The sequence below is a fragment of the Cytobacillus horneckiae genome, from assembly GCF_002835735.1.
GTDB classification, from domain to species: domain Bacteria; phylum Bacillota; class Bacilli; order Bacillales; family Cytobacillaceae; genus Cytobacillus; species Cytobacillus horneckiae.
Genome location: NZ_PISD01000014.1, coordinates 1 through 11,524, shown reverse-complemented (window position 1 = coordinate 11,524; position 11,524 = coordinate 1). Strand labels below are relative to the sequence as shown.

Annotated in this window: 11 protein-coding genes; 3 read left to right on the top strand and 8 right to left on the bottom strand. The window is 37.5% G+C overall.

Annotated features, from left to right (window positions below):
• Window positions 1-402: 402 nt before the first annotated feature.
• From CWS20_RS07955 to CWS20_RS07925, 8 genes are all read right to left on the bottom strand, one after another.
• Window positions 403-744 carry a DUF3969 family protein gene (locus tag CWS20_RS07955; protein ID WP_066200410.1) on the bottom strand — a complete coding sequence of 114 codons (342 nt, stop codon included), beginning with the start codon at window positions 742-744 and terminating at the stop codon, window positions 403-405.
• 3 nt (window positions 745-747) lie between these two features.
• Window positions 748-1,014, bottom strand: a complete 267-nt coding sequence (locus CWS20_RS07950; RefSeq protein ID WP_066200413.1) for a hypothetical protein — start codon at window positions 1,012-1,014, stop codon at window positions 748-750.
• 576 nt (window positions 1,015-1,590) lie between these two features.
• Window positions 1,591-2,148 carry an isoprenylcysteine carboxyl methyltransferase family protein gene (locus CWS20_RS07945; RefSeq protein ID WP_066200415.1) on the bottom strand — a complete coding sequence of 186 codons (558 nt, stop codon included), beginning with the start codon at window positions 2,146-2,148 and terminating at the stop codon, window positions 1,591-1,593.
• A gap of 4 nt (window positions 2,149-2,152) precedes the next feature.
• Window positions 2,153-3,238: a type III polyketide synthase gene (locus CWS20_RS07940; protein ID WP_066200417.1), complete on the bottom strand. Its 1,086-nt coding sequence runs from the start codon at window positions 3,236-3,238 to the stop codon at window positions 2,153-2,155.
• A 251-nt stretch (window positions 3,239-3,489) separates the two neighbouring features.
• Complete coding sequence (locus CWS20_RS28375) at window positions 3,490-3,648, bottom strand: hypothetical protein (RefSeq protein WP_162840985.1); 159 nt, start codon at window positions 3,646-3,648, stop codon at window positions 3,490-3,492.
• A gap of 63 nt (window positions 3,649-3,711) precedes the next feature.
• Entirely contained in the window at window positions 3,712-4,512 is an 801-nt protein-coding gene (locus tag CWS20_RS07935; protein ID WP_066200420.1) for a formate/nitrite transporter family protein, read from the bottom strand.
• A gap of 319 nt (window positions 4,513-4,831) precedes the next feature.
• Window positions 4,832-5,626 carry a formate dehydrogenase accessory sulfurtransferase FdhD gene (fdhD, locus tag CWS20_RS07930; protein WP_066200422.1) on the bottom strand — a complete coding sequence of 265 codons (795 nt, stop codon included), beginning with the start codon at window positions 5,624-5,626 and terminating at the stop codon, window positions 4,832-4,834.
• A 21-nt stretch (window positions 5,627-5,647) separates the two neighbouring features.
• Window positions 5,648-5,995 carry a Na-translocating system protein MpsC family protein gene (locus CWS20_RS07925; protein WP_066200425.1) on the bottom strand — a complete coding sequence of 116 codons (348 nt, stop codon included), beginning with the start codon at window positions 5,993-5,995 and terminating at the stop codon, window positions 5,648-5,650.
• Window positions 5,996-6,363: 368 nt separating this feature from the next.
• Between CWS20_RS07925 and fdhF the strand changes: the two genes are divergently transcribed.
• From fdhF to spoIIP, 3 genes are all read left to right on the top strand, one after another.
• Complete coding sequence (gene fdhF / locus CWS20_RS07920) at window positions 6,364-9,306, top strand: formate dehydrogenase subunit alpha (protein WP_066200429.1); 2,943 nt, start codon at window positions 6,364-6,366, stop codon at window positions 9,304-9,306.
• A 17-nt stretch (window positions 9,307-9,323) separates the two neighbouring features.
• Entirely contained in the window at window positions 9,324-9,806 is a 483-nt protein-coding gene (locus tag CWS20_RS07915) for a helical membrane plugin domain-containing protein (RefSeq protein ID WP_066200432.1), read from the top strand.
• 556 nt (window positions 9,807-10,362) lie between these two features.
• Window positions 10,363-11,505, top strand: a complete 1,143-nt coding sequence (gene spoIIP / locus CWS20_RS07910) for a stage II sporulation protein P (protein ID WP_066200435.1) — start codon at window positions 10,363-10,365, stop codon at window positions 11,503-11,505.
• Window positions 11,506-11,524 lie beyond the last annotated feature (19 nt).

Sequence of the window (11,524 nt, the reverse complement as noted above, 5' to 3'; positions counted from 1 at the left end):
AAAGGGTGGAGATTTTTCGGTGATCTTTCCGAAAAATACTACCCGAACCTTGCATGGAGAAAAGCCCTTTATTAGAGAGTGAGAGTAAAATTACTATTAAACTAGTAAAAAATATTATTATATCAAGGGTTTTTACTCGTTTTTGTAGTTATCAGATTTGATAACTTTAATTATCAGATCTGATAACTACGAAAAACATAAAAAAATAGCCCTTAAAATAGGGCTATTTGGTATTACTATTTACTAGAACATTCCTTTTATATCAATGGTTCCAGTCTTAACGTACAATATTTCCGTTTTGCTGTCCGTACCTCTTATTTAAATTCAAAAAACAAAAAAGAGCCCTTAAAAATCCATACAGGCTTTTTAAGGGCTCTTTAGAAAACTCATTATTAGATTATTTTAATATTTTTTTATTACTTTATCTTGAAATTTATGTTCTTTTCTTTTTTCTAATAAATTAATACTTTTTTCTTTAATTTCTATTAAACTTTCAGGTAATTTTTCAGGTATTAAACTTTCTACATCTTCTAATTCCGTTCCTAAATGTATAACTTCTAATACTTCTTTTGAAATTCCCATAGAGTCTACTAATTTCATTATATAAGGGCTAAATAAAACTTTTTCAGCTTCTTCTATTGTTATTGAATTTTCATTTATTCCTTCAATCAATCCTACAACATTTAAAAGTAGTATTTTTTCTAATTCTTCTTTGCTTGTAGCATTTAATAATAATTGATCCATAAACTATTTAACACTCCAACCACTTTTGACTTTAACATCATATACTAAACCTGATTTACTTTGAAAATAATGAATAGAAACCTTTTTCCCATTTTTATCATTTACTATAACAGTTCTAAGAATTAATCCAAGAACAGGAGCAAACATTGGTTGAACAACTTGTCCATTAGTTTCAGGTATGTAATCAATTTGATTTTGACCATAAAATTCATCTATAGAATTGTCTTCATATCCAATATCATATAAAAAATCATCTTCATTTTCGACCACAACTTCAACTTCATTTTCATTTGATGCCGCTAATACTGAAGCATAATTTGGAGCTAATTATGAAAAAATTAATGTTAATGCTAAAATAATAGAAAAATTCTTTTTCATATAAATCATTCTCTCCATTAATAATATTTTAATCTTCACTATTATAATATTAATTAACTATATATGTATATATTTTCAAAAAAAACCTGCATATGGTTAACCTTAACGGATATAAGATTCATCTACCTACCTTATCTACACAATATTAGACATGCGCCTTTTGTTTTCTGTTCTGCCGACTCATATAAACACGAAGTTAGCTGCGTAAAAGGACAAAAAAAAGAAGCCACTCGTTCGCGCTTCTTTTGATATGTAATAAGGGGGTAAACGGGATTATTATCTTGCTTGTGGTTTTGTCACATTATTGAGGACATGCTTCATTACGACGCCATAAACTGCGACCGTGCCAATGACGAATAGAGCCGCCATTTTGCAACAACACCTTTCGTTAATTAATTGAGAATAACTATCATCTTCAATTAGATTACCATAATCGAGAATGATTTTCAATGTTGTCCACTTATTTTTTTATATTTTTCCGATTTCTTTATTTGACTTCTCATTCGGAAAAGCCTCTTCATATGCTGTTAATTGTTTTAAAGCGTCCTCTTCCGCCGGGATTCTGATTGACATGATGACAATATTTAGCATAGTAAAGACAACCGCTGTATAATAGGCTTGAAACACTAATGGTATGACAATAAATTCAAGTGCAACAATCAGGTAATTCGGATGTTTTAACCAACGATAAGGTCCCTTTTTGACAACATCGGCATGTGGAAGAACAATGATCTTTGTATTCCAGAACTTTCCTAGTGAAGCCAATGCCCAAAATCTTCCCGCCTGTGTCAAAGCAAATAAAAATAGCAGAAAGGGCCAATAAGGGGACGGCTGTTTTTCAAAAAAAGCGACCTCGATGATTAATACAATAAAAAAGAGTGAATGAACCATTACAATCAAAGGGTAATGGTTTTGGCCAAACTCTAGCGCACCGCGGCTTTTCATCCATTTTTCATTTCTGCGCGCAATATACAATTCCACCATTCGCTGCGCAATCACAAAAACTAATAATAAAGAGAAAAACATACGCTCACTCCCATTTCATCAGCAATAATTCTGAACTAAACCCAGGTCCAAGTGCAGTAGCTAAACCTGTTTCTCCAGCACCTGCCATTTCCATAAACCTTCTTAAAACATATAATATTGTGGCAGATGACATATTTCCAAATCCCCTCAAAACTTCTAAAGATATATGTGTCATTTGTTCATCAAACTGCAAAGACTTTTGATAGGCTTCAATCACCTTTTTTCCTCCGGGATGAGCAATAAAATGTTCAATTTGACTCATGTCTACTTCCTGTTCAGCCAAAAACTTTGAAACATTCGGTTTTAACCATCCTTCAATGATTGTCGGGATGTCTTTTGAAAAAATAACATATAGCCCGTCATTCCTTACATCCCAGCCCATGACATCCAGCGAATCCTTCATTGTCGTTGATTGGGTAGCTATAATATTAGGAACAGCCTTCATTTTTTTATATTGACGATAATCGCTGTCATCCCCGGCAATAAGCGCACATGCCACTCCGTCAGCAAATAAAGAGGAGCCAATTAAATTACTTTTTGAACGGTCATTTCGTTGAAAAGTTAAACTGCAAAGCTCCACAGATAAAACAAGAACCTTTGCCTTCGGATAAGCAAGGCAATACTCATATGCCCTTGATAATCCAGAAGCGCCTCCTGCACAGCCCAGCCCCCAAATCGGGATTCTCTTTGTTTGCTCTGAAAAGGGAAGGATATTCATGATCCGAGCTTCTAAGCTTGGTGTTGCCAGTCCTGAACTAGTAATTGTAAAGATTGCATCAATTTCTTCGTATGGGACAGTTTCATTTAAAAAAGTACTGCTAGATAAACATTTGTCTATTGCTTCTGTTCCTAGCTTTATGCCAATATCTATGAACGCATCATTTTTTTCTGCAAATGTCTTATCTGATTTAAACCAATCCAGATTTTTCGCGAAATGCCTTTTTTCAATTTGTCCATTTTGAAAAACCTTTAGCAATCGATTAATATCTTTAAATGATTCTGAAAATAAATCCTTAGCAAACTGAACCACTTCATCTTGCTTTAAAATATGTTCAGGGGGTGCCTCGGCGATTGAAATGATAGATGGCATAGGAAGCTCTCTCCTTCGTTATGATAAGGTTAATTTTTCCATTACAATGGAAAATATACGTAATCTGTCGAATGTAATTACTTTACACAAACTACTTCCCTGCCAACGATTGGAATAAACACAGATAAACGATTAACTCACCCATTGAAAAAACACCAAAAAAAAAGCTGAATGAAAGATTGTCTCTTTCATTCAGCTCGAATGTTTTGAAGGAGTTGCTGTGCAATTAAATGATAAAATATTTCATCACTTTATTCATTACTAAATCTTTTCCAATTGCTATCTGAAACGTTTTTTTCCTGTCGCTGCACTTTAATAATAATCTTTTTCCCTGCTGCCGTTCCGCACTTTTGGCAAACTCCTTCTTCATTGTAAAGCATTTTACAATGGTCACAATAAAATTTTTCCATACCATCACATCCAATAATCACTAATGACTTATTTTATGTGTGGACAAGCAAAAAGTGCTAAATTCACGAAACTTTTTTTAATTGTACTTCTTGATTATCTTTCTTCTCGTAGGACATAAAATAGGCCAAACCAACAAATATAGCGCCGCCAATCACATTGCCGATAAATGCCGGAATGATGTTTCCAATAAAGTCCATCCAAGTATATGATCCTGCAAAAATGGCTGCAGGTATTAAAAACATATTTGCCACAACGTGCTGGAATCCAATTGCCACAAAAGCCATAATCGGGAACCAAATAGCCAGTATTTTTCCAGCAAAATCATGTGCTCCATAGGATAACCAGACTGCTAAGCAAACAAGCCAGTTGCAGCCAATCGCTGAAATTAACGTTTGCATAAAAGTATCATCAATCTTTGCGCCTGCCATTGCAACCGTTTTATCTAAAAATGGACCTGTCTCTGTCAAACCGACAATATGCCCGAAAAAGTAAGCTACAAATAAAGCGCCGACAAAGTTTGAAAGCAGTACCCAAAACCAATTAGTAGCCAGCTGCATCAATGAAATTCTTTTAGAAAATAAAGCCATTGATACTGACATCATATTGCCGGTTATTAACTCCCCGCCTGCAAGTATAACGAGTATTAGGCCAATTGGAAACACGGCTGCTCCAATAAACGTTCCAAAGCTCCCCCACTCTGCAGGCAGATTTCCAATCACTCTTATATCCAATAAAAATCCTAATGAAATAAAGGCTCCTCCTAAAAATCCAAGGATCAGCAGCGCTGGCAAAGGTATCTTCGTCTTTGCTACTCCAGCGTTAATCGATTGTTCCATAATTTCCTGTGGCTTACTAAATGCCATTCTTTCCATCCCCCTCAAAATAAGGCTCTTCTCATACAGTTTGTTTCAATATTATCCGTTGCTTTATTGCTCTTCGCTTAAGCTAGTGCCTTAGCAACAGCAAACCTTCAGAAAAAAGCCAAATAAAAAAGGCAACACTCAAATAAACCTACATTTGCAGGTCAGTTTGAATGCTGCCTAATACCCTTGCAATCCCCTACAAGGAAATCAGCCATCATGAATTTGTTAAAAATAGAAATAAGACAACGCTTGCATTATTTCCATTTAGCTAATGTGCAAAATATATCCTATCAAAAAAATCCAACCTTGGCTACTCCCTTTATGAAAAAATAATTCTATCTGGACATGTGTAAATATTCATTGCTTCGTTTCTAATAAATCCAACTGTTGTAATTCCCAGCTCCTCCGCAGACTGCAGTGCAAACTCTGTTGGAGCAGATTTAGATAGAATCATCTCACAGCCTATTTTAGCTACCTTCAATAAAATTTCTGAAGAGATACGGCCGGTAAACACAATAATTTTCCCATCCATCGAAATGCCATTTTTCAAACTATAGCCATAGATTTTATCCAATGCATTATGCCTGCCGATATCCATTCTGCTTAAAATTATTCCATTTTTATCACATAAAGCCGCACTATGTACTCCACCAGTTTGCTTGAAAACTGTTGCTGACTCCTGTAATTCGTTCATTAGAGAAAAACATTCATTCGGTGTAAGCGTAATTTTAATTTCTTTCATTTTCTTAGCTGTTAAAGCATCATTCACAAACACAAAGCCCTGTCTGCTCATGCCGCAGCATGAAGTAATATAGCGCTTATTTTGGAAGTTTTGATAATATGGATTGGTTTTATCTGTAGTAACATGGACAAATCCATCCTTTTCCTGCATCCAAATATCCTTGATGTCATTGTAGGATTTAATGATGCCTTCTGATGCCAAGTAACCGATAACCATATCCTCGATATATTCAGGACTGCAGACCATTGTCACAAATTCCTGCGCGTTCAGTTTGACTGTCACCGCATATTCAGTGACAATCGTATCTTCCTTTCGTTCAACTGAATCATGAGATATTCGTATAATTTCCCGTGTCGTCTCTATCTCTTTCATTGTAGCGGCTCCTTCTACCTACTAGTCTATAATATTCCTATCAAACACAAAGACCGATACTGCCATGTTCTCCTCCACCTTAATATCTGAAAAAAGGTGCATAAGTTTTGCGCCAACCAGCTCCTCCATCCCCTCTGGAGTTGATTGAGCATAAACATCTTGAATCATGCGCGTCCTTGCTGCATGTACCATTTCTTTTCCATCCGGTGTTCTTGAGATAAACTGTTCCGTTGGTGTCAAATTTCCATACAAAGTCGATACAGCCATATTCTCTACAAATACAGTATGGATTTTTTCCGGCCCCTTTCCGAAAAGATCCTTCCTCAACTTCCTAATAATATCGTTAAACTCATGAACCACTTTTGACATCCCCTATTACCCCCTGCAAAAGTATCAGTTTCAATTGTTTTATCATAGTACAATTTAAATGAAAATAAAAGTGGGAATCGTTTGAATAAACTTGTATACTTTTTTCATATTAACAAATTATTCTTGCAATCTATGGTTGTTTCTTTTAAAATTTAGGGCTATAATAGCAAATGGAATAGTTGGAACTGTAATAAATGATTGTTATGATTCTATCTTTTCAGAAGCAAACCTAAAATGGTTTGGATTGGTATAATAGCAAGTGTTGTTATTAAACTACTCCACCATGTGTTACACATTTCCCATTTAATGGGACAAGTGTAAGCATGGTGGATTTTTTTTGCTTTAAAGAGTTTTAAGGGGGAAATGAAATGACTTCCAGTGTGAATATTAAAATTAACGGGATGGAATACGAAGGTATTACTGGAAAGACCATTCTAGAAATCATTAATGAAAATGAAATTGCACATCCACAAATTTGTTACGTTCCAGAAGTGGATCCGATTCAAACTTGTGACACTTGCATTGTAGAAGTAGACGGAAAGCTAGTCCGTTCTTGTTCTACTGTGGCTGAAAACGGGATGAGCATTAGCTTGGATTCAGGACGGGCAAAAGAAGCGCAAACTGAAGCAATGGACCGCATCTTAGAAAACCATCTTCTTTATTGTACTGTATGCGATAACAATAACGGCAATTGCAAACTACATAATACTGCCGAAATGATGGAAATTGAACATCAAAAATATCCGTACACACCTAAAGAAGATAAAAGTGCAGTCGATATGTCCCATCCTTTCTACCGCTATGACCCGAATCAATGTATTGCATGCGGCCAATGTGTAGAGGTTTGTCAAAATCTCCAAGTCAACGAAACTTTGACAATCGACTGGGAACGCGAACGTCCTCGCGTTATTTGGGATAAAGATACATCTATCAATGACTCATCATGTGTTTCTTGTGGCCAATGTGTGACGATTTGTCCATGTAATGCATTAATGGAAAAATCAATGATTGGCGAAGCAGGCTTTATGACAAATATGGGTGACGAATTGCTCACTCCGATGATTGACCTTGTTAAAGAAGTAGAACCAAGCTACAGCGGCATTTTTGCCGTATCAGAAGTGGAAGCAGCGATGCGCGATACTCGCACTGAAAAAACGAAAACGGTATGCACTTTCTGCGGAGTCGGCTGCTCATTTGAAGTATGGACAAAGGATCGCAAAATTCTTAAAGTTCAGCCAAGCCATGACGCACCAGTTAATGCCATTTCAACTTGTGTGAAAGGTAAATTCGGCTGGGATTTTGTTAATTCAGAAGAACGTATTACAAAACCGCTTATCCGCAAAGATGGCAGATTTGTAGAATCTAGCTGGGATGAAGCGCTTGATCTTGTTGCAAGCAAACTAGGCAGCATTAAACAAGCGCATGGAAAAGATTCCATCGGTTTCATTTCATCTTCGAAAATAACGAATGAAGATAACTATGTCATTCAAAAAATGGCTCGCCAGGTCTTCGAAACAAATAACATCGATAACTGCTCTCGTTATTGTCAATCACCAGCCACTGATGGATTATTCCGTACGGTTGGAATGGGTGGAGACGCTGGTACGATTAAAGATATTTCTGAAGCTGGCCTCGTCATTATTGTCGGTGCGAACCCTGCTGAAGGTCACCCGGTATTAGCAACACGAGTGAAACGTGCTCACAAGCTTCATGGCCAAAAATTAATCGTTGCAGATTTACGTAAAAACGAGATGGCGGAGCGTTCAGATTTATTCGTTAGCCCTCGTCAAGGTACGGACCAAGTATGGTTAATGGCAGTAACAAAATATATGATTGACCAAGGTTGGCATGATGAAGCATTCATTAAGGAAAACGTCAACTACTTTAATGATTTCAAAGAAGTACTTGATAAATATACGTTAGACTATGCTGTAGAAACAACTGGCCTATCAAAAGAAACAATCATCAACATCGCTGAGATGATTCGCGATGCAGACGGAACTTGCGTACTTTGGGGTATGGGTGTAACGCAAAACACTGGTGGATCTGATACATCAGCTGCGATTTCGAACTTATTGCTTGCAACTGGTAACTATCGCCGCCCTGGTGCTGGAGCCTATCCACTGCGCGGACATAATAATGTTCAAGGTGCTTGTGACATGGGTACCCTTCCGACGTGGTTGCCTGGATATCAGCATATTACAGATGATGTCGCACGTGCGAAATTTGAAAAAGCTTACGGTGTAAAAATTGATGGCAAACCAGGAATGGATAACATCCAAATGCTTGAAGCAATTGAAAAAGGCGATATGAAAGCGATGTACCTAGTAGGTGAAGATATGGCTCTAGTTGACGCTGATGCTAATCATGTTCATAAAGTCCTGTCTGGTCTTGACTTCTTTGTTGTTCAAGATATTTTCCTATCTAGAACAGCTCAATATGCAGATGTTGTTTTACCTGCGGCTCCTTCACTAGAAAAAGATGGAACATTTACGAATACAGAGCGCCGTGTACAAAGACTATATCAAGCATTGCCTACATTAGGTGACTCAAAACCAGACTGGTGGATTATTCAAGAAGTTGCGAATCGCTTAGGAGCGAATTGGAACTACACTCACCCTAGCGAAATCTTCGGTGAAATGGCGAGCCTATCGCCATTATTTGGCGGAGCAAACTACGATGTGCTTGAAGGTTGGAACAGCTTCTTCTGGGGAAGCCATGATGGTGAAAGCACTCCGCTTCTTTATACAGACGGATTCAACTTCCCAGATAAAAAAGCTCGTTTTGCGTTATCTGATTGGGTAGAACCTGCTAGCTTCCCTGAAGAATACGATCTTCATATTAATAACGGTCGTATGCTGGAGCATTTCCATGAAGGGAATATGACGAACAAATCAAACGGTCTAAACTCTAAAGTTCCTGACGTATTTGTTGAAGTATCTGAAAGTCTTGCTGAGGAACGCGGCCTGCAAGATGGTACGCTCGTTCGCCTTGTTTCTCCATTTGGTGCAGTAAAACTAAATGTTCTAGTTACTGATCGTGTTAAGAATAACGAACTGTATCTGCCAATGAACTCAGTAGATAAAGACTCAGCAATCAACTTCTTAACCGGTCCTTTATATGATTCACGCACGCGTACACCAGCTTACAAACAAACGATGGTACGCATGGAAATCTTAAACAACAACAACGGCGGAGAAAGACCATTACCTAAAACGAACCCGCGCAACAAAAAACGCAACCCGCAAAACGGTGTGGAAGTACAGCGCAAATGGGCTCGACCTGGCTACGTTCACTTAACGGATCAATAATTGGAGGATGAGAACAAATGGCAGCTCCTATTACGGAAATTTATCGCGAAATTGATGAAGAAAAAATAAAACAGCAAAAAATCGATGAACTAAAAACCCTTGTTTCAGAGAACGAGGACACAATTAATAACTTGTTTAAAATTCTTGGCGAGCTTAATGACTCAGGAATTCTGCAAGCAACAAACTCCATGCTAAAAGGCAAAGAAGAAATTGCCAAAATAGCTCTAGGACAAGTTTCCAGAGAGCCCGTGACAAATTTAATCAACACGTTGATGGGTGCCACAGCTGCCTTAATGGAAGCAGATGCTGAACAAACAACCAAACTGATTAAAAGTGCAATGTCTGGCATTGACGAAGGGAAAAGCTTCCTTGAATCAGAGCATAAAATTGGCGTAATGAACCTTGTCAAAGTATTGAACGATCCCGATATCAATCGAGCAATTGGATTCGGCATTCACTTCTTACGAGGCATGGGTAAAGGGTTAAAGGAAGATAAGTAAATCATTTTGGCAGCGGAAGTATAATGCTTTCGCTGTTTTTTTATTTGCTTGCTAGCGGTTTTTTTGTGTTATGTGATTCTGTTACAATCAATTTAGCGAAGCTGGGCTACAACTATTTTTGGATTCAGTTTTACTATCTATGACCGTTTTCTGCTCACCTACACCCCATTTTGGTTCTAGTTGCATACTCTATGACCGTTTTCTGCTCACCTGCACCCCATTTTGGTTTCAGTTGCATACTCTATGACCGTTTTCTACTTACCTGTACCCCATTTTGGTTTCAGTTTTACTTTCTATGACCATTTTCTACTTACCTGCACCCCATTTTGGTTCTAGTTTCACTTTCTATGGCTATTCTGCTGAACTACACGATCTCGATGTTCAATTTCCTCCCAATATAAATTCCAGTTACACAAACTGTAACTTCAGCACCCTACCATTTACTCCTCCCTTTCCTACCAATATACTCTTTTCTAAAAAACATATTAATAGATTAGAGATTTGTCATATCTCTCTTCTTTTCTTCATATGCATTTTAATAGAAAGGATGGATGATATGCAAAAATCACAGGGCTATCAATTGTTTCTCTTTATAAACACTACCGTGATCACTTTTACTCTCGCCTGTATTGTCATTGCCAGCGGTATCGCCCTATTCACAGTAAAAATGTCTTCTGATATTGCTAGTTCTGTTATTAACGAGCCACAGTCAAATTCAATCTATCTGCATCTATTAAAAAGCGCCAATCATAGCTTTGTAAATGAAAAAGATATCGAAGAAATTTCTGTTTCTGATATGGCTTTTAAATTTGCCACGAGTGTGACGCCTGAGGATCCTCGCACATTTTTAGGCCGTGAATTGCCGTTATTTTCTTTCTTTGATACGAAGATTCATATTGCCGGCCAAGGTACGGACTATACAACCTTGCCAATCGAGTCCCCTCAGCCGATGGAAGAATTGCTGAAAGACCGTGAAACCGTCCCGCCAGATGAGGAAAATGAATCCGAGGAAAAAGACAATAAAGATCCAGTAAAGCCGCCTGAAAATAAAACTGTGTATATTTATCATTCTCATAGCTGGGAATCATACTTGCCGTTTATAAAAAATGGCGAGGTACCAAATGACGCGATTAGTAATGATGAAAAATATAATATTATTTCTGTAGGAAGAAAATTACAGGACAACCTGCATGATGAAGGCATAGGCGTGGACCATAATAAAACAAATATGACCGAAGCGCTGCACAGCAAAGGATTGAATTATAACCATTCCTATACGCGTGCTCGTGACTTTGTAGCAGAAGCAATGGACTTCAATGAAGACTTGTCTTATTTAATCGATATTCACAGAGATGATAAAAGAAGAGATACGACAACGATAGAAATTAACGGAAAACGCTATGCCCGCCTATTTTTCGTAGTCGGTGAGGAAAACAAGAACTTTGAGAAAAACTTAAAGCTAGCTGAGGACCTCAATAAAGCTTTGGAAGAAAAATACCCAGGTTTAAGCCGCGGTGTTCTTAGGAAAGACTTCAGCGTCGGAAACGGTGTCTACAATCAGGATTTGTCGGAAAGAGCGATTCTTCTTGAAGCAGGCGGTGTTGATAATAATCGTGAAGAGCTGAATCATGCGATGGATGCATTTTCAGAAGTTTTTAGTGAATATTACTGGAAACAGAAGGATGCTGAAGCTCAATAATCAAAACCACCAGTGTGAA

Bases quoted from the DNA above. Each gene is read 5' to 3' on its own strand.
- CWS20_RS07955 (WP_066200410.1), bottom strand. From the start codon at position 744: ATGGATCAATTATTATTAAATGCTACAAGCAAAGAAGAATTAGAAAAA.
- CWS20_RS07945 (WP_066200415.1), bottom strand. From the start codon at position 2,148: ATGTTTTTCTCTTTATTATTAGTTTTTGTGATTGCGCAGCGAATGGTG.
- CWS20_RS07940 (WP_066200417.1), bottom strand. From the start codon at position 3,238: ATGCCATCTATCATTTCAATCGCCGAGGCACCCCCTGAACATATTTTA.
- CWS20_RS28375 (WP_162840985.1), bottom strand. From the start codon at position 3,648: ATGGAAAAATTTTATTGTGACCATTGTAAAATGCTTTACAATGAAGAA.
- CWS20_RS07935 (WP_066200420.1), bottom strand. From the start codon at position 4,512: ATGGCATTTAGTAAGCCACAGGAAATTATGGAACAATCGATTAACGCT.
- fdhD (WP_066200422.1), bottom strand. From the start codon at position 5,626: ATGAAAGAGATAGAGACGACACGGGAAATTATACGAATATCTCATGAT.
- CWS20_RS07925 (WP_066200425.1), bottom strand. From the start codon at position 5,995: ATGTCAAAAGTGGTTCATGAGTTTAACGATATTATTAGGAAGTTGAGG.
- fdhF (WP_066200429.1), top strand. From the start codon at position 6,364: ATGACTTCCAGTGTGAATATTAAAATTAACGGGATGGAATACGAAGGT.
- CWS20_RS07915 (WP_066200432.1), top strand. From the start codon at position 9,324: ATGGCAGCTCCTATTACGGAAATTTATCGCGAAATTGATGAAGAAAAA.
- spoIIP (WP_066200435.1), top strand. From the start codon at position 10,363: ATGCAAAAATCACAGGGCTATCAATTGTTTCTCTTTATAAACACTACC.